Source organism: Pedobacter vanadiisoli (assembly GCF_042684385.1).
In the GTDB taxonomy this organism is placed as follows: Bacteria; Bacteroidota; Bacteroidia; order Sphingobacteriales; family Sphingobacteriaceae; genus Pedobacter; species Pedobacter vanadiisoli.
In genome coordinates this window covers 15,504-34,029 of sequence record NZ_JBHULL010000008.1, presented here as the reverse complement: position 1 = coordinate 34,029, position 18,526 = coordinate 15,504, and the positions used below count along the sequence as shown (strand labels likewise).

21 protein-coding genes are annotated in these 18,526 nt (G+C 40.5%); 4 read left to right on the top strand and 17 right to left on the bottom strand.

Annotation, left to right across the window (positions count from 1 at the left end):
- Nucleotides 1–4 precede the first annotated feature (4 nt).
- The 9 genes from ACFSR6_RS08840 to ACFSR6_RS08800 all read right to left on the bottom strand — a co-directional run bounded on the left by ACFSR6_RS08840 (nt 5) and on the right by ACFSR6_RS08800 (nt 5,860).
- Nucleotides 5–478: a Dps family protein gene (locus ACFSR6_RS08840; protein WP_183766398.1), complete on the bottom strand. Its 474-nt coding sequence runs from the start codon at nt 476–478 to the stop codon at nt 5–7.
- Nucleotides 479–635: 157 nt separating this feature from the next.
- On the bottom strand, nt 636–1,865 hold the full coding sequence (locus tag ACFSR6_RS08835; RefSeq protein WP_379077784.1) for a DEAD/DEAH box helicase: 1,230 nt from the start codon (nt 1,863–1,865) through the stop codon (nt 636–638).
- 189 nt (nt 1,866–2,054) lie between these two features.
- On the bottom strand, nt 2,055–2,501 hold the full coding sequence (locus ACFSR6_RS08830) for an Hsp20/alpha crystallin family protein (protein ID WP_379077781.1): 447 nt from the start codon (nt 2,499–2,501) through the stop codon (nt 2,055–2,057).
- 57 nt (nt 2,502–2,558) lie between these two features.
- Nucleotides 2,559–2,939, bottom strand: coding sequence for a glycosyltransferase (locus tag ACFSR6_RS08825; RefSeq protein ID WP_379077778.1), 381 nt, complete (start codon nt 2,937–2,939; stop codon nt 2,559–2,561).
- 6 nt (nt 2,940–2,945) lie between these two features.
- Nucleotides 2,946–3,185 (bottom strand): hypothetical protein, encoded by a 240-nt coding sequence (locus ACFSR6_RS08820; RefSeq protein WP_379077776.1) that lies wholly within the window; start codon nt 3,183–3,185, stop codon nt 2,946–2,948.
- Nucleotides 3,186–3,193: 8 nt separating this feature from the next.
- A complete protein-coding gene (locus ACFSR6_RS08815) occupies nt 3,194–3,460 on the bottom strand; it encodes a hypothetical protein (protein ID WP_379077773.1) in 267 nt (88 codons plus the stop codon).
- A gap of 326 nt (nt 3,461–3,786) precedes the next feature.
- Nucleotides 3,787–4,131, bottom strand: coding sequence for a hypothetical protein (locus tag ACFSR6_RS08810; RefSeq protein WP_379077770.1), 345 nt, complete (start codon nt 4,129–4,131; stop codon nt 3,787–3,789).
- Nucleotides 4,132–4,142: 11 nt separating this feature from the next.
- The gene (locus tag ACFSR6_RS08805) at nt 4,143–4,694 is read right to left on the bottom strand and encodes an RNA polymerase sigma factor (RefSeq protein ID WP_379077767.1); all 552 of its coding nucleotides are present in this window, start codon (nt 4,692–4,694) and stop codon (nt 4,143–4,145) included.
- Between the two features lie 404 nt (nt 4,695–5,098).
- The gene (locus tag ACFSR6_RS08800; protein WP_379077765.1) at nt 5,099–5,860 is read right to left on the bottom strand and encodes a DUF4197 domain-containing protein; all 762 of its coding nucleotides are present in this window, start codon (nt 5,858–5,860) and stop codon (nt 5,099–5,101) included.
- A gap of 208 nt (nt 5,861–6,068) precedes the next feature.
- On the opposite strand from ACFSR6_RS08800, the gene ACFSR6_RS08795 reads away from it, so the two are divergent.
- Nucleotides 6,069–6,647 (top strand): RNA polymerase sigma factor, encoded by a 579-nt coding sequence (locus tag ACFSR6_RS08795; protein WP_379077762.1) that lies wholly within the window; start codon nt 6,069–6,071, stop codon nt 6,645–6,647.
- Nucleotides 6,640–7,938, top strand: coding sequence for a carboxypeptidase-like regulatory domain-containing protein (locus ACFSR6_RS08790; RefSeq protein ID WP_379077759.1), 1,299 nt, complete (start codon nt 6,640–6,642; stop codon nt 7,936–7,938). Before ACFSR6_RS08795 ends, ACFSR6_RS08790 begins: the two co-directional genes overlap by 8 nt.
- A gap of 297 nt (nt 7,939–8,235) precedes the next feature.
- Here ACFSR6_RS08790 and ACFSR6_RS08785 read toward each other — a convergent pair whose 3' ends face one another.
- The 8 genes from ACFSR6_RS08785 to miaB form a co-directional block, all read right to left on the bottom strand.
- Nucleotides 8,236–9,246: an inorganic phosphate transporter gene (locus tag ACFSR6_RS08785; RefSeq protein ID WP_183766416.1), complete on the bottom strand. Its 1,011-nt coding sequence runs from the start codon at nt 9,244–9,246 to the stop codon at nt 8,236–8,238.
- Between the two features lie 12 nt (nt 9,247–9,258).
- Nucleotides 9,259–9,900, bottom strand: a complete 642-nt coding sequence (locus ACFSR6_RS08780) for a DUF47 domain-containing protein (protein ID WP_379077756.1) — start codon at nt 9,898–9,900, stop codon at nt 9,259–9,261.
- Between the two features lie 179 nt (nt 9,901–10,079).
- On the bottom strand, nt 10,080–11,105 hold the full coding sequence (locus ACFSR6_RS08775) for a sensor histidine kinase (protein ID WP_379077753.1): 1,026 nt from the start codon (nt 11,103–11,105) through the stop codon (nt 10,080–10,082).
- Nucleotides 11,106–11,227: 122 nt separating this feature from the next.
- Nucleotides 11,228–11,590, bottom strand: a complete 363-nt coding sequence (secG, locus tag ACFSR6_RS08770) for a preprotein translocase subunit SecG (protein WP_379077750.1) — start codon at nt 11,588–11,590, stop codon at nt 11,228–11,230.
- Between the two features lie 14 nt (nt 11,591–11,604).
- Nucleotides 11,605–12,768: a hypothetical protein gene (locus ACFSR6_RS08765; RefSeq protein ID WP_379077747.1), complete on the bottom strand. Its 1,164-nt coding sequence runs from the start codon at nt 12,766–12,768 to the stop codon at nt 11,605–11,607.
- Between the two features lie 73 nt (nt 12,769–12,841).
- A complete protein-coding gene (locus ACFSR6_RS08760) occupies nt 12,842–13,357 on the bottom strand; it encodes an LptE family protein (protein WP_379077744.1) in 516 nt (171 codons plus the stop codon).
- Nucleotides 13,358–13,426: 69 nt separating this feature from the next.
- Nucleotides 13,427–14,674 carry a sigma 54-interacting transcriptional regulator gene (locus ACFSR6_RS08755; RefSeq protein WP_379077741.1) on the bottom strand — a complete coding sequence of 416 codons (1,248 nt, stop codon included), beginning with the start codon at nt 14,672–14,674 and terminating at the stop codon, nt 13,427–13,429.
- A 70-nt stretch (nt 14,675–14,744) separates the two neighbouring features.
- Nucleotides 14,745–16,160, bottom strand: a complete 1,416-nt coding sequence (gene miaB, locus ACFSR6_RS08750) for a tRNA (N6-isopentenyl adenosine(37)-C2)-methylthiotransferase MiaB (protein WP_379077738.1) — start codon at nt 16,158–16,160, stop codon at nt 14,745–14,747.
- Nucleotides 16,161–16,435: 275 nt separating this feature from the next.
- On the opposite strand from miaB, the gene ACFSR6_RS08745 reads away from it, so the two are divergent.
- Together ACFSR6_RS08745 and ACFSR6_RS08740 are read left to right on the top strand one after the other, a co-directional pair.
- The gene (locus ACFSR6_RS08745) at nt 16,436–16,705 is read left to right on the top strand and encodes a hypothetical protein (RefSeq protein ID WP_379077735.1); all 270 of its coding nucleotides are present in this window, start codon (nt 16,436–16,438) and stop codon (nt 16,703–16,705) included.
- 13 nt (nt 16,706–16,718) lie between these two features.
- Entirely contained in the window at nt 16,719–18,506 is a 1,788-nt protein-coding gene (locus tag ACFSR6_RS08740) for an AsmA family protein (RefSeq protein WP_379077733.1), read from the top strand.
- The last annotated feature ends 20 nt before the right edge of the window (nt 18,507–18,526 follow it).

Below are 18,526 nucleotides of genomic sequence, written 5' to 3'. Positions count from 1 at the left end.
TAATTTATTTGATATGCGCCCTTAAAAACCAGGCCATTTCTTCGTGGGTTTCCATGATTCCGGTAATAAAATCGCTGGTTCCGGCATCACCATAATCGTTTGCAATCGGATTGATGTTACCCCTTATAAATTCAATTACGGTTTCGTGATCGGCCAATAAATCTTTAATGTACCCCAGGCTATCGTTGTGGCGTTCGCTGTATTCAGTTAAATGCGTTAAGGCTAAAAAGTTTTTCAGGGTTGCAGGTGCGTAATGACCTATTTTACGGATACGTTCGGCAACACTGTCAATAAACTCATCAAGCTGGTTATACTGTTCTTCAAAAAACTTATGCTTGGCCAGAAAGTCGATCCCTTCCACATTCCAGTGTGCATTACGGGTTTTAGTGTACAAAACGTATTCGTCGGCCAATAGTTTAGCCAATTGTTCTGAAACGGCCTGTCTATGTTCTGCGGTTATTCCAATTTTTGCGTCCATTTTGATTCTGTTTTTATAAAGCTAATTTACTCTTTATAGTTGTCAAAACCACAATAGAATATCACCATATTGTTAAATAAATAACAAAATAAACTGCTTTTCAGAAGAACAAATCAATGAAAAATTGGCGTTAAATAAGAAGGCACGTGAACCGGAACTAACTCGTTGGCTTTGGTTTCGGTTTCTTCTTGCGCCAAACGCGTTTCTTGCCGTTATTGTTATGCTGAGGCCTTTTCTCCTCCACATGGGTAATTTCCATACCAGCAATGTGCTCAGGCAAAGGCATCCGCGGCACCTGCTTTTCAATCAGTTTCTCTATATTATCGAACTTACGCTTATCCCTGCCGTTAACCAGGGTAATGGCCGTTCCCTTAGTTGCGGCCCTTGCCGTACGGCCTATCCGGTGCACGTAATCTGCAGGATCGCCGGGTACATCATAGTTAATAACCAGGTCAATTCCTTCTACATCAATACCCCTTGATAATACATCGGTTCCGATTATAATCCCTAACCTCTTATTTTTAAATGCCAATAAAATATCTTCACGCTCTTTCTGGCCTAAATCCGAGTGGAAGGCTTCCGCTTTAATACCTAAGCTTTTAAAAGTTTTATACAAGGCCTTTACCTTCTCTTTGGTTGAAGCAAAAATGATACTGCTTTTATATTTGCCTTCTTTAAAAATCTCGGTCAGTAAAGCCTGTTTTTGCTGATCGTGAATATTGTAGGCTTGCTGGTCAATTCCTTCGGCAGGTTTAGCAATCGAGATGGTAATTTGTTTAGGCTCATGTAAAATTTTACCTGCCATATTTCTGATTTTCGGCGCCATGGTGGCCGAAAACAGAAGTGTTTGCCTTTTTTTAGGCAAATAGCTGATGATCCGGATAATATCATCGTAAAAGCCCATGTCCAGCATCCTGTCGGCTTCATCCAAAATTAAATGCTGCAAATGCTCCAGTTTTAACACGCCCGATGATAAGTGTGCCATTAAACGCCCTGGTGTGGCAATAATAATGTCAACACCTTCGCGCATCGAACGTTTTTGCTGCTCGTAAGCAATGCCATCGCCGCCGCCATAAACAGCTAACGAACTGATATTGGTAAAATAAGCCAATGCTTCTACCTGCAAATCGATTTGTTGGGCTAGCTCACGGGTTGGTGCCAAAATCAACGTATTGTTATGCCGATCCGTGGCGCGGCTAATTTTATCCATTACCGGCAAAAGATAGCTGGCCGTTTTCCCTGTTCCCGTTTGGGCGCAGGCAATCAGATCGTGATTATCCAAAATTACCGGAATGGCTTGTTCTTGTATCGGAGTAGCGCTTTTATACCCCATGGCCATTAAGCCTTCAAATAAATCGGGGTTAAAATTAAAGTCGTTAAAATTCAATCTGTTTATTTTTGTCTTTTAGCAAAAGTACCTCAAATTAAGGCCAATAGCAAACGCATTTCAATAACCTTGAAGGATTAACCATTTTAGTGGCAATAGCCCCGGTGTTAAATCCCATTCCAACACTAAAATTCAATAAAAAATGCCCCGGCATAACCGGAGCATCAGCGAAATTATAATAGACAAAACTTAGTCCACCAGAATAGCCTTTTCTGGTGTATTCGTTTCGGGGTTTTTAGGTAAGGTTACCTTTAAGATTCCATCAGTATAAGCTGCTGCAATCTGATCGTTAAGTACCTTTCCGTTTAAAGCAAAGGCTCTTTCAAAAGCACCATTGCTATATTCGCGGCGGCTAAATTTTTCGGTTGGTGCTTCTTCAGCCGGTTGATAAGAAATGGTTAAAACATCATCTTTTGTTAGCACTTTCAGGTGCTCTTTAACCAGGGCCGGTGCATAAAGGTGAATAATGAAACTACTTTCGGTTTCTTCGATATTTACAGGCACGCGCCTGAAACCGCGGTTAAACATTTCGTAACCGTGTTTAAAGCGGCCTCCAAAGTGATGGCCAAATCTGCCGACCCTGTGGCCGCAACCGTGATGCATTTTGCCTGAGTGGCAGCTATGTTCGTTGTACATGTTTTTAAAATTTAATGGTTTGTAATAATTAATTCGCAGGCCTTTATAGCCGGCATTTTAACTGGCAACACCAAACTGTGCTTTAGGTATTCCCAGTAATTGGGTAATGATACTGGCATATGGATACGCGGGAGAAAATACGGCGTAATCGAACTTTAGCCCCCTGATCTGTACCACAATATCATCGATAAATTTCATCGGTTCCAGCAATGCACTAATGAGTCCCGACTTAGTTTCGTCGCTTTTCTTTTGCTGAAAAACATCGAGGTCTGCTTTGTAAGACTTAAAATCAGCCCCTATGCCCTCTACAGGCTCCTGAAACTCATCCGAGCTGAAAAAGGTAACCTTCTGCCCTTTATTAATCAGCTCATTTGCAAGGCCTAAAATCGGGCGGGCAGAACCGTCGTATGGATTAGCTAAAAAAAGTACGCGCGACATATCAGTTTATTTTACAGGGATGATTCTTTCATGCCCTTCTGATTTAAGTTCAAAATTGCCTGTGGCGTTGTTCCTGTGATGATTGAAAGCATGGCTTTTCTGTCCTGGCCCGCAATCATGCTCATGGTAGTGTCTGTTTCTAAAGTCTAACCGATCGCGGTATCCGTTTTGAACGGCCAATACATTTAAACTGTAAAAAGTTGCTCCCGCAGCCGCTAAGGCTAAAAATATTCTAAATGCTCTCATGGCTAAATTTAATTTACGTTTATATTGTTTATTACACCGTTCCCCTGAATGTTCGGACGGTACCATTGACCATCAATTGGGGTAATCTGCTCAAAGGGATTAGGATAGTACCCGCCAAACCTTTGGCCGAAATGCCTGCGCCGTTTATAGGCAAACATCCTGAATACCATACCGATGAGCATAACGATTAAAATAAATTTGAATATGAATGGAACGAAGAATAAGGCTGCACCCAGTACAATTCCGAATCCTATGGCTTTTAATATTTTTTTCATGGCTGTTATTTCCTTGTTTGATTAGGTAGACGGCAGAGAAAAGATTTTACTTTAATTTTTTTGAAAATATTTTTTGAATGGGCTGAAGTGAAATCAGATGTTGCCATCTGACTTTCAGATAAGCAATCAGGTTAGAAGCACTGTTGAAATAAAAAGCCACAGATGCTCAGATTTAATTTATACGTCTGTGGTAATATTTTACTCCCCTTTATTAATCCAGAACAGTCCTTCGACAGGCTCAGGATGACAAACTTTCGTCATTGCAAGGACAATTTTCTGAGGAGACCAAAAACAAAAAAGCCAGCTTAGCTGGCTCCAAATATTCTTTAATGGTGGTCGTGGCGACCCCAGCCACCACAACGCCGTTTATATTCTTCTTTAAACTTTGCCCTTTCTTCCTCGTTCATGCTGTGCCATTTCTCGCGCATATTATGGGCTTTTTCGCGGAAAGCATGGCCACCGCCACCTTTATTAAAATTACCGAACAGTATCCGGCACAGCACGAGCAGGCCAAGTGCCTGCCAGAAATTAAGCCGCCCGGCATGGGCTACTTCAGGTAAAATCCAGTTCCACAAGTACATTACTATAAACCCCAATGCAGTGGCAATTAATGCTACCACAGGTAAAAAGAAAATGAATTTCTTGCCTTTACTAAACTTTCTATTTCTCATCTCCTGCAAATTTAATAATTGATAAATTCCTGATATAAATTTTGTAAGCGGTTGCGCAAATGCTTCACCGCATAACCTTTTCTTGATATTAAAGTTTTGATGTTTTCGCCGGTTTCGTCGGCCAGCTCCTGAAAGGTGCGTTCTTCAAGTTCGTTCTGCACAAACACATATCGCTGGTTTTCCGGCAGCTCTTCCAGTGCTAAAAAAAGCTGGTCCCAAAATAATTTTTTCAACCCCTCTTCTTCAGGTGAGTAAGATTCTGCCAGCAAGATATCCCTAAAATTAATTTCGCCATCCTCTCCTTCAAACGTAAAATCTTCGAGTCGTTCTTCTTTCTGTTTGCGGTATTTATCTGTTATTTTATTTCTCGCTACACGATATAACCACCCACTAATTTGCTCAATGGCGCCGGCTTCGGGCTGGTTGCTCAACTGAAACCAAACATCCTGCAGAATATCTTCGGCATCCTCATCCGTATTCACCCGCCCACGGATGAAACTAAAGAGGCGTTTACCGTAGCTGGCAACTGTAGAAATGATATTTTGAGGGTCGTTTTTTGGCACTATTAATCTTTTGTAAACCAGTAAACGGATGAAACCCAATATTACTTTAAATTTTCTTCACTTTTTTTAGAAAGGCTAATATTTTGAAAATCAATCACCCAGTTACTCTGGAAATGTTTTCCTGATGAGGCGTATCATAATTTAAATTGTCATCCTGAGCCTGTCGAAGGATCTCTTTTAAATGTCGCAAAGGCATTTCGACAGGGCTCAACGTGAAAAATTAGGGGCGAAATTATATCTTATGATAAAGTCTCTTACCTCTCCATCAAGCCCTATATAAAAATGGGCGTAAGCTGGCCAGCTGAATGTTAAACTTTAATATATAATTTTACAAATTGCTTTTAAACAAAAAAATCAGGCCCCTTGCAGAACCTGAATCTCCTCTTTCATGGTGTTATCCCGACTTAACTTTTCTTCTTATCGGCGTAACCAAATACTTTTTGCAATAAGGTAGAACTTCTCGAACTCAGGTTATCCCTTATTTTCAGCTCTTCTTTCGCTACCTCAATAAACAGGCCGTCAATCGCTTTTTGGGTAACATATTCGGTCAGGTTGGTGTTAACCGGTTTTACCAGCGGCAACCTATTATATTGTGTGGTTAGATCGCTGTAATACTTGGTTGCATTTACTTTGTTTAAGCTGGTACTTACAATGGGGCTGAACTTCTGTATCAACTGTGCGGTAGTTACCCGTTTAAAATATTCGGTAGCGGCATCTTTATTTCCTAAAAGAATATTGGTTGCATCAGTTAGGGTCATCTGTTTAATGGCCGAAATAAAAATGGGTTTAGCTTCAGTAGCAGCATCTTCGGCGGCACGGTTTAAGCTTACAATTACATTATCGCAAAGTTTGTTTAAGCCTATTCCACGTAGTGTTTTCTCCACCTTTTGTGCTTCAGGAGGCATCAGGATTTTTACAGCCAAATTGCCTAAAAATCCGTCTTTAACCGAAAGCCTGTCGGCGCCTGCAGAAACACCAATTTGCAGCGCTTCCTTAATCCCCTGTCCTATTTCAAAAGTAGATGGCGTTCCGGTAGCAGCAGTTGCGGTACCTTGCTTTTCGGTTACTTTTTTAAATATATCGCTCAGTTTAATCTGTGCGCTAACATTCAGGCTTGCAAATACCATTATAGTTAGTGATGCCGATAAAATATTAATCTTTCTCATTTTGTGTGTTTAATCATGCATAGCAAAACAACTGCCATATTTTATATCAAAGATAAGTCTTTGTGTAAGGCACAATATATAAACTGCTTAAAAATATCGCCGGGAACATAAAATATTTGACTGTTCTCTTCCTAAAAAATTAGTTTATGTCCCATCACTCAGAAATATTTTTTATACTTGAAATATAATTCGAAATAGCTGCCATTTTTTGAGATTTATAAAAAATACAGCTGGGAATTCCCAGCAAGATGATGCAAAATTGATTGCCGAGTATAAAAACACTGGCGATTTAGATGCATTGGGCACGCTTTACAACAAATACATGCACCTGGTTTTTGGGGTTTGCCTAAATTATTTCAAAGATGAAGAGCAGAGCAAAGATGCGGTGATGCAGATTTTTGAAGAATTGGTAACAAAGTTGAAAATACATGAGGTACAGAACTTTAAAAGCTGGCTTCATGTTTTAACGCGGAACCATTGTTTAATGGCATTGCGGAAATCGGCGAAGCAAAATAATGTCTCCATAGACGATACTTTTGTGGAAAACAGCGAGTTTGTGCATCTGGATATAGACAACACAAAAGAAACGCAGCTTACCATAATGGAAAAGTGTATGGAAACTTTGCCTGAAGAACAGCGAAAAAGCGTAGATTTATTTTATTTACAGGAGAAGTGCTATAAAGAAGTGGCCGACATTACAGGCTACGACATGCTAAAAGTTAAAAGTTACATCCAGAACGGCAAGCGGAATTTAAAGATTTGTATAGAGAAAAACAGTGGTGAATAACGATTGGTTAGATATTGATGTGCTGGAAGATTACCTCGATGGTAAGCTTGATGCTAAAGCTATGCACTTTGTAGAAAGGCAGGCTTTGGAAGATCCTTTCGTTGCCGAAGCTCTAGAAGGCTTAAAAAAATCGCCAAAGCGCAAACAGACCCTTTCTATTTTACAAAAACAGCTCCACGACCGCATTTCGGAAAAACCTGTCAGACGTAAGCTTTGGGGCATAACCACCCACAGGTTGAGCATTGCTGCTACCGCCACAGTTGCTTTTATTGCGGTAAGTATCTTGTTTTTTATGCGCGAAACCAACCGTAGAAATGCAGAAACCGCGGCACGCAAACAGAATGGTGTGGTGGTTCATTTAGACAGCTCAACCGCTGTTGCATCAACCCAGGTTAAAGAAGATACAACAGCACAGGTAAATACCAAATCTGCCCTGGTTGATAAAGCCATCGCAGATGCCAAAAACAGCGATTTGGCTAAGAATACCCAAGCCAAAACAACTGTACATCCTGCTGAAAGGGAAATGCTGATTCCAAAACCTGTTGAAGCTGCTAGTGCGGGTGCCGTTAGATTTAGGAGTATAGAAGCTTATGCAAGCAAGGCTAAAGCCGCACATAGCACCCTAAAAGACAGCACTTTAACCGCAGCACCAACATTAGGATCGAGCAAAATTGCATTTAGTGGTAATGTGGTTGATCAAAGCAATGGTAAACCTATACCAGGGGCCGTTGTAAAATTAGCAGGCTCAAGAAATGTTACTGCAACCGATGCCAAAGGATATTTTTATCTCCCTGCTGATAGTAATGCAAAGGATAAAGATTTACTGATTAACGCTATTGGCTTTAAGGAGTTGCCGGTAGCAGGCCTGCAAGACCCCAATGCAATTAAAAATGCATTAAGCGGTAGTAAATCATTAAACGAAATTGCGCTGATTACCGGATCGAACGGCCGCAAAAAAGAAAATATACCCGCACCTAAGATTACGCTTCGTGCTGAGCAGAACCTGGATGGAAAATCGGCCGATGAGATCACAAAACCTGTTCCGGTTTCTACCATTAACTATAGCCAGTACCTGGAGAATAATAATAAGCTTTATAACCCCAAAGGCCCTGAACAGTTTGTGATTTTAAGTTTTAAAATTAAAAGCAATGGACGGCCTACCGATATTACCGTTATAAAATCGCTGAACAAAAAAGCCGATGCGGAAGCAAAACGGTTGATCCAGGAAGGTCCGGATTGGGTATTACCTAAAAACGGCAACAATATTGTTGAGCTGAGCGTTAAGTTTTAAATTTTCTTTTTTGCAGTTTAAACCACGAAACACGTAATACTACTGTCATGCTGAGCGCAGTGAAGCATCTTCAGTCGAGAATAATGCACAATTTATTAATTGTTCTGTTTGAGGGATAATTTCATTTATAGAAACACATTCGCTGTGCTATGGAGATAACTAAACCTCGGTGCGGCGCTATTGGACTACCGACCTTAATCTTTGCGGAAACTCCGAGTTCTTTGCGATAAAAAAATACCAAACAAAAAGACCAAAGCTAATGCCCTGGTCTTCTGCGTATATTAAAGGATTTTGTTTTTACTTTAAGTAATAAATAGCGGCGTAAATAATGGCAGCTAATGTAGCCGATACCGGAATGGTTAAAATCCATGCCCAGATTAAGTTGATGGTTACGCCCCAACGTACAGCCGATACACTTTTAACTACACCTACCCCAACAATAGAACCTGTAATGGTGTGTGTAGTAGAAACCGGAATACCAAAATGCTCGGTAATACCTAGTGTTACCGCACCAGCACCTTCGGCAGCAACACCCTCGAGTGCAGTTACCTTGGTAATTTTCGATCCCATGGTTTTAACGATTTTCCAGCCACCGCTCATGGTACCTAATGATATGGCCGAATAACAGGCAATTGGCACCCAGGCAGGCATAGCTTCAAAATCGGGAATTACCTTAGAGGCAATTAAAGCCGTTGCAATAATACCCATTACCTTTTGTGCATCGTTACCACCGTGGAAGAAACTTAGGGCTGCAGATGAAATAAGCTGCAGACGTTTAAACCATTTTTCGGCAGTTGCCGGCTTGGCATAACGGCAGATATTGATAATAATGAGTGTTAATACCACCGAAATTACCATACCAATGATTGGTGCTAACACAATAAACGACACAATTTTAATTACATATTGCATATTTACGGCATCAAGCGGGCTTGCACCGGTAAGTAAGGCATGTGTCATTCCGGCTCCGGCAAAACCACCAATTAAGGTGTGCGATGAGCTGGAAGGGATACCGTACCACCAGGTTAACAGGTTCCAGATGATGGCCGCCAGTAAACCGGCAAAAATTACATGCAATGTAATGTAGTTTTCTATAACAGTTTTGGCAACTGTATTGGCCACTTTGTGGTCGGTAAAATAAAAGTAAGCCGCGAAATTGAACAACGCAGCCCACAGAACAGCCTGAAAAGGCGTAAGTACTTTTGTAGAAACAATGGTTGCAATCGAGTTGGCGGCATCGTGGAAACCGTTAATATAATCGAAAGCAATAGCCAGAATTACAACAACAACCAATAAGGTAGTTACCATGTTTGTTTTTTATTAAGCGTTTTTAACCAGGATAGTTTCAAGCACGTTCGCCACATCCTCGCACTTATCCGTTGCTTTCTCTATCGTTTGTAAAACCTCTTTTTGTTTAATTAATTCAATCGCATTGGTTTCGTATTCGAATAAACGGGCCACGGCTAATGTAAACACATAATCGGCCTGGTTTTCGCCACTGTTAATGCGGATACAGGCATCGGCAATTACACGGATATTTTTGAAACTGCGTAATTCTTTAATGGCTTTATCAATATCGGTACACATTTCTACCAAAAGCTCAGCAATTTTAACAATTGGCTCGTTAATGGTATTCATGTTATACATCTGCATGCGGTTCGCCGTTCCGTAAATATAATCGGCAACATCATCAACGGCAGTAGCCAATGCATGGATGTCTTCCCTATCAAACGGCGTAATGAAGTTCCTGCTCAGTTCAAGAAAGATCGAATGGGTAATGTCATCCCCAACATGCTCCAGGCGTTCAATTTCTTTAAAAATAGCTTTTCTGCTTTCAGCATCACCAGTGCTAACCATTTCTAAAAGGGTTTCTGCAATTTTTAATGCATTACTGCCAGCTTGTTCGAAAAGAGGGTGGAACTTTCTGTCTTGAGGTGTAAAGAACTTAAAAATATTGTTCATGTTAATTTCTAATATGTTGCAAAGCTACAAGCCCAATGTTAAGTTAATGTTAATTTATTAATTATATTAACTAATGGTGATCTTATTTTATTCAGGCCTAGCTCATTTCTAAAGTTTAGCCTGCTGATAACGAATGGTTAAACAGGCATAAAAAAGGACATTGAGATAAAAGAAACTGATTAACCGCCTTTTTGCAGTGTAAAAGCAAAGGTAGTACCTATGCCTGGTGTGCTCCTTACCGAAATGGTTTGCTGGTGGGCTTCTAAAATGTGTTTTACAATAGCCAACCCTAAGCCAGTCCCCCCTACTTCCCTGGCACGATGGGTATCGATGCGATAAAAGCGTTCAAATAAGCGCAACAGGTGTTTTTCTTCAATCCCGATACCATTATCCGTAACTTCTATCAAAACCTGGTCATGCAGTTCAAAAATTTTAATGGCCGTTTCTCCGCCATCAACGCCGTACTTAATGCTGTTTACCATTAAGTTGATTAGCACCTGCCTGATCTTTTCGCGATCGGCAGAAACCAATGTAACGGCGGTATATTTATCTTTAAAAAAAAGTTTTATCTTTTTTACGGCTGCGCGGTCTTCAAGGTTTTCCATTACCTCTTTCGCCAGCTGCACAAAATCGAATTTTTGATAGTTAATAGGCAGCTCGCCTGTTTCCAGCTTGGAAATAACGTCTAAATCATTAATTAAATAACTTAGCCGCTCCACATTATTTTCAGCCTTTTTCAGGAATAAAACAGCCTGATCAGGGTCATCTACCAGGCAATCCTGTAACGTTTCAATATAACCCTGAATAGCAAAAAGCGGGGTCTTAAATTCATGCGAAACATTCGAAAGAAACTCTCTTCTAAACTGTTCTTGTTTTTTCAACAGATCTATTTCTTTTTTCTTGGCGCCTGCCCATTCCTTTACCTCTTGTTCTACATCATTAATCGGATCGGAGCTCACATATTCGCCGAGTGCATCTTTTAAATCTTTACCCAGCTTAAGGTTATGAATAAGCTTGTAAATCAGTTTAATTTTAGTGTAAATGTATTTTTCGAGCAGGTAATAAAAAACAAGAAAACTGCACAGAAACGATACACCGAAAGAAATGGCCAGGTAATACCAGCTATGCTGAAAATAAAAATTAACCATCCCGATGGATAAGCCCACGGCAAGAGCAGTAAATAAAACCAGCGCACTTAATTTCATATCGCAATTTAAAGCTTTTTATGTTAAATGTGTGTTAACAAGCAGTCTGACACAATAAATATTGAAAACAAAAAAAGCTTTCCCTTTGGAGGAAAGCTTTATAAAATACTCGTAAATATTATTTATTTTTTTGTCGAATCGGTTTTAGCCGGAGCCGGAGCCGCAGGTTTGGTACTGTTTAAATTTCCACCGAGTGGAGATGGTGATGGTGTTTTATTTAAGCGCTCCTGAATGGCCGAGTTTCCAACTGCTGCAGTACCTCCGCTGGTTTTAGCAATGGTAGTAACAGCAAGGGTTAACACTACGATAAGGGTTAACAATATCCACGATCCTTTTTCTAAAACATCGCCGGTACGTTGTACACCAAACATGTTACTGCTGCCACCTCCTGTAGCTAAACCTCCGCCTTTAGGGTTTTGCACTAAAACAAATAAGCCTAAGGCCACACACGCAATAATTAATAAAATGATTAAAAAGGTTACCATGGTAATATTATATTTTAAAATTTCTTTTCTATAGATTGGATAAGGTCGGCAAAGTAACGGCTTTTTTCCGGATATTTCAAACTTAATTTTTTATAAGTATCTATGGCTTTGTGATAAAGCATTTGCTCGATGTAAATTTTAGCTAAAGTCTCCGAAACAAGGTCGTAATTATCTTCTGCGCTCTTCTTAGCCTTATTTTCATTGTCTATCTGCTCTGGTTTAGGCGGCTTGATGGTAGGATCTTCTTTCAAAAAGCGCTCAATAATTTCTGCACCCTTCGTATCCTTAATTTCGGCAGCAGGATATTCGGCTAAATGGTCGGCTACTTCGAAAGGTGTTTGGATATGGAAAATGTGCTCAACATACTGTTGTTGAAACTCGGCACCATCCTGCTGATTATTTTGCGGCCGCGGTTTTAATGGTACCTGCTTAGCTGGTGCATAAGGTTGAAAAATCTGCTCATGCTCTTTACGCGTTTTGGCCAACCACCATAAAAAGGTATAAGGAAGTTTATCGTCGTGGTATTGTGAAACAAAATTATGTTCAGGATCGTCGGGTATTACCGTTTCTATTTTAGGTGCCTCCGTTACCCCGTCGGTACCCATTTTCTGCTCAAAGGCAAAAAAATCTATCGCTGCTGCACTTTCTATAAATGAATCATCTGCCGCAGGTAAATCTGTTAACTGATCATTACCCGGAAGATTTTCCGGTGTTTCTACCCCAACTGCTTGCCCTGAAGTTATAGCCCCATTGGGCGTAATTTCGCCAATCTCTTCAAAAATTTCTTGTTGATCGTGATTAGCCTCGGCAACTACTGCATGATCAGTTTCTGGCACTTCTGCTGTTAATGGCGCCTGCTCTTCGCTTGCTAATGCCCCGATTTCCTCAAAACCCCCTTGCTCATCATTACCATGAGCTGTAGTTTGATCGTTAATTTTAACAGGCATTTCCTCCTCTACTTCATCAACAGGAAGCATATTCAGCACATGAAACAATACGTGCCCCTGACTATACAATGCGGCCTTTGGAATAAATGAAGCTTTAGCTTTGGCCAAAAGTAAATGGATAGGCTGTGAGTACGGAAATTGCTCAACCATTTCCTGCAACATGGGTACATGCTCTGGCCTAACCTTTCCAGGTTGCACGAGTAAATCTGCCAGTAGCTTTTTGTTATCCATTATCGAGGTTTGCCGCTAAGTTAAAAAAATGTAGATGGGTTTTGAAAATTTTGTCTTTTAGAGCTGTGCTTTATTACCACTGCGCAAATGCACGGTTAAAAATATCTTCCGACAATTGTTTGTTGATATTTTCGATAGCGCCAGGCAGTAATGTTTGAATTGGTGCCCCACCGACCGGAAAATCAAAAAATTTTGTGAAGCTTTCTTCAAAACTTTCTTTTTCGTGTTCCTTTATATTGTTCTTATACTTTACCGAAACGGTTATGGTTAATCTATTTGCACCTGAAGTAGGTGTAGCGCTATTTTGAAGTGCCACGGGTTTAATATCATAACCTGTTATTTTCCCCTCAAACGATGCATCGCCCTCGCCTGTTGGCGAAATAATCAGTTTTGTTTGATTACGGATACGGGTTTTTAACGATTCTGTAATCTGGTTGCTCAAGGTAGGTACCACAAGCGGCGCATTGTTTTCGAACACGCGCACCACCACTGTTTTTAGTCCTGTTGTAGAGGCCCCGCTAAATTTATAAGAGCAGGCACTAAAAACAGAAGTAAGCAGGATGAAGACAAATATTTTAATTTTCATCATTATCGAAAATGTTATCTAAATTATGGAAAACGTACTGTTGCCGGGAATTGATATAAGCAATTTTAAAAATTACAGGTTTAGTTCTTTAATCTTCCTGTACAAGGTACGTTCTGATATGCCCAGCTCCTGCGCAGCAAATTTACGCTTACCCTTATGTTTTTTGAGTGCTTTTTTGATCAGATCGGATTCTTTATCAACCAGCGACAGTGATTCTTCAACCTCCTCTGCCTCATGCGCAAAATAATCAGCATTGTTGTTGCTGTTGATGTTATTATTGCTTGGTGCAGCCTGCTGAATGGTAAAGGCATGCTCTTGTCCAACCGGCAATTCCACATCTCTATACAATTGATTGATATACTGAGGATTGTCAGCCAAAACAGTGGCCGTATTCCCGCCGTGCTGGATAATTTCGGCAACCAGTTTTTTAAGTTCAACCATATCCTTTTTCATATCGAAAAGAACTTTATACAAAATATCACGCTCAGTAAAATCTTCTTTCGATTGAGAATTGATGGCCATTGGTAAATTACTGCCGGCCTCGTTCGGGATATAATTTAAAATGGCCTGCCCGCTTACATTACGGTCTTTTTCCAGCACACAGATCTGCTCAGCAATATTTTTTAGCTGGCGAACATTTCCAGGCCAGCTGTAATTGGTTAAAATCTGGATGGCATCTGGCTCCAGGTGTAAAGCCGGACTACGGTATTTATCGCTAAAATCGGCTGCAAATTTTCTAAACAACAGGTAAATATCTTCTTTACGCTCTTGCAAAGGCGGGATACGCAATGGAACGGTATTTAACCTATAATATAAATCCTCTCTGAATTTTCCGTTTTTTACCCGGTTGTATACATCAACATTGGTAGCGGCAATAATGCGTACATCTGTTTTTTGAACTTTAGACGAACCTACGCGTAAATATTCGCCGCTTTCTAAAATACGCAATAAACGGGCTTGCGTGCCTAAAGGCAGTTCGGCAACCTCATCTAAAAAGATGGTACCGCCGTTAGCCACCTCAAAATAGCCTTTACGGGCCTCATGAGCTCCAGTAAAAGATCCTTTTTCGTGACCAAAAAGCTCCGAATCTATTGTTCCTTCGGGGATAGCACCACAGTTCACCGCAATAAAAGCACCGTGTTTCCTGGCGCTCATTTGATGGATAATCTGAGAAAAAACCTCTTTACCGCTACCACTTTCGCCGGTAATTAATACCGACATATCGGTGGGTGCTACCTGACTTGCAATATCTATGGCGCGGTTAAGTAAAGGCGAATTGCCTATAATACCGAACCGCTGTTTAATGTTTTGTGTATCCATTTCTTAGATTTGAGTATTGAGATCTGAGATTTGAGACCTTATGCCTCCTTCCTTCTACCCTCAACCTTTTTTAAACTATTTTACCAATCAACGTAGCAGATGTACATTTCTCGATATACACATTTGCATACTCGCCTGGTTTAACCCCCTCAATTATAGGAAAAATGGCCATTGCACCGCTATCACCTCTTCCGCAATAATCAAGGTCTGATTTTTTAGAAGTACCTTCAATCAATACGCGGATGGTTTTACCCACCCACTCCTGCAAGCGCATTAAAGAGTGTGCCTGTTGTTTAGCCAAAATTTCGGCTAAACGGCGTTTTTTAACCTCTTCCGGAATATCATCTTCCAATTTGCGGGCCGCTAAAGTTCCGGGCCTTTCTGAATAAATGAAATTATAGGCAAAATCATATTGCACATAATCCATCATGCTCAGGGTTTCCTGGTGCTCTTCTTCCGTTTCGGTACAGAAACCTGCAATAATATCCGTAGAGATTGCACAACCCGGAATAATTCTGCGTATGGCATCAATACGGTTAATATACCACTCGCGGGTATAAGTCCTGTTCATCAATTCCAACACACGGGTATTACCAGATTGAACAGGCAAGTGGATATAATTACAAATATTATCGTATTTGGCAATGGTATATAAAACCTCGTCGGTAATATCCTTTGGATGTGAAGTAGAGAAACGCACCCTTAAATCAGGGCTAACCAAAGCCGTTTGTTCTAACAGCTGTGCAAAGTTTACCGTTTCTTTCCCATCTTCTGATGTCCAGGTATAAGAATCTACATTCTGGCCTAAAAGCGTTACCTCACGATAGCCTGCTTCAAACAATGCTTTTGCCTCTTCTACAATCGAATGGGCATCGCGGCTACGTTCGCGGCCCCGGGTAAAAGGCACCACACAGAAAGAGCACATGTTATTGCAACCTCGGGTGATAGAAATAAATGCGGTGATCCCATTACTGTTTAAACGGACAGGACTGATATCGGCATAGGTTTCTTCGCGCGATAACAGTACGTTAACGGCTTTATGCCCGCTTTCTACCTGTTCAATTAAATTAGGCAGGTCACGATAAGCATCAGGTCCAACCACTACATCAACCAAACGCTCTTCTTCCAAAAATTTAGATTTTAAACGCTCGGCCATGCAACCTAAAACCCCAACAATTAATTTCGGGTTTCGTCGTTTTTCTACCCCAAACTGCGATAAACGGTTCCGTACCCTGGTTTCGGCATTTTCGCGAATAGAGCAGGTATTAATGAAGATCACATCTGCCTGGTGGTAATCACCGGTGGTTTCAAATCCGGTTTCAGAAAGAATAGAAGCAACAATCTCACTATCAGCAAAATTCATAGCACAGCCGTAACTCTCGATATATAATTTACGAGCATCAGCTTTTTCCGGCGTATCTAAAATTAGCGCCTCACCTTGCCTTGCTTCATCGTGCGTCTTATCTGGTAGTTGTAAATCAATCATTATTTAAAAACATTTTGGGGATTGCAAAAATACATAAATAAAATTAAAAGTGACAAATTGACATATTTAGTTTAAATGTTTACAGTATGATTATGATTTTCGTCAATTTCGAAGAAGGTAGCCAAAGTGTTCTAAAAAAATATAAATGCCTTTTTTGGAAATGTAAGGTTCTGTGCAAATGGCAGCCTGCACTCCCGCCCCCGCTTCTGCCCCAATTGAAAAAATTAAGGGTATCCCGCTTAAGGTCGGGTTTAGGAACAAAGGGCTGTACATGAATGAAGCAAACCACCATCAATTTTAGCGCTAAACTGCCGCCTAGCCCTTGGCGAAGCGGTATCCTGCAGGCCGGGAGGCATCCCGATTTCTTCGGGAAAGCGTACAAGCGAAGCAAAGGGATAAACATTGTTACCCGCCCTGCCCCTGCGCTCCAAAAAATTAACAATAAAACCACCCTCAATATCTCCTCTCTCTTTAGCCTTTCTCCTTTAGACTTTTCGCTTGCTGCCCAAAAACCTTTCGCGTTCCCATCTGTTACCTATCGATAGCCATAATAAATAAATGACAGCGCAGCATAGAACTAAAATTTGGGCCTGGATAGGAAGCATATCCGGCATATTGATTTTAATTGTTGCATTTGGTGCCATGTTTTTGAGCGCCCGATGGAAGCCTATATTAACTGAAAAAATTAAGGCTGGCGTTTATAATGGTTCACGCCACCTGTACCGTATAGATTTTAAAAGCATTAACCTCAATGTAATTACCGGTAGTTTGGCTTTGCGCGATGTTACCTTAATTCCAGACACCTCGGTTTTTGATAGCCTGAGGAAAAAACAACTGGCTCCTGTACATACTTTTGAGCTTAAATTAAAGAAACTGCAGATTACAAGGGCTGGAATACTAACGGCCTATTTTAAAAAACAGATAAATGTAAATGAGATCCTTTTACAGCAGCCTTCCATCAACATGTTTTTTAATAAGGTGGCCAGGAAAACCGATACCATAAAAGACGAAAAATCGCTTTATGACCTGGTTTCCAAAACCTTTAAATCTGTACACGTTAAAAGCATCAAAATTGTAGATGCCGATTTCGACTATATCAATAAAACCACGCCTAAAAAAAACAAAAAATCCATTAAACACCTGGATATTAACGTAAACGATTTCCTGCTCGATTCACTCTCCTCTAATGATATTACGAGGTTCTGCTACACCAAAGAAATCTCTTTTCAGCTGGCTGGTTATAAATCGGTTACTAAAGATAAAATGTACTCAATGAGGGTCGATACCATTAAAGGTTCCACTTCTTCGAAAAAGATAACAGTTAAAGGCTTTAAACTTACACCCTTATACGATAAACTGACTTTTGCCCGTAAATATAATTTACAGAAAGACCGTTACAACTTTGCTTTCGAAAAGATAGAATTCAATGGGGTCGATTTTCTGTCATTAAATACCGATCAGAAACTACATGCAAAATCGCTGAATATCGGGCCGGCAAATGTTGAGGTATTTATGAGCCGCGAATCGCCATCGCCACCGGGCTTTGATAAAGGCCAGAACTACCCGCATATGGCACTGAAAAGATTAGGTATGCCCGCATTAATTGATACAGTGAAGCTTATGAACGTAAATGTAAACTATTCAGAATTTAATCCGGCGAGCAAAAAAATCGGTTCAGTTGATTTTAAAGCCCTCAGCGGAACGATCTTAAATGTAACCAACGATAGTCTGCAGCTTGCCAAAAAGAACCATGCAGTGGCCGATCTGCATTCGCTTTTAATGGGCACCGGAAAACTGAACGTAAAAATTGATTTTAACCTTACCGATAAGAATGGTGCATTTACCTATAGTGGGCGTTTAGACCGGTTTGATATGAAAAGCCTAAATCCACTATCTAAAGCACTGGGCTTGATAGAAATAGAAAGCGGGGATATACAACATATTGATTTCAGGGCAAACGGAAATTTAAGATCGGCAACAGGCTCTGTGAAAATGCTTTATACCAACCTGAAAGTAAAGCTCTTATCAGACAATATTGATGGGGAGGGGACCAAGAAAAAAGGGTTTTTGTCTTTTTTGGCCAATACCATTCTGATTAAGGATGAAAACCCGCAAAAAGGCGAAAAACCGAGAACAGCAAGTATAACGAACACCAGGATTAATTCGGCTTCGTTTTTTAACCTGATGTGGAAAACCGTTTTTGTAGGCATAAAAGATATTGTAGGTGTTAGCATTGTACCCGAAAAAAATCCGGTAAAACAGCAAAAAGTAATTGCCAAAAAAATAAGAGAACAAAAACGGGCAGACAGGAAGGCGGCAAGAAAAGCGCGCAAGGAAAAAAACTAACGGCACATTTCTGTAATTTA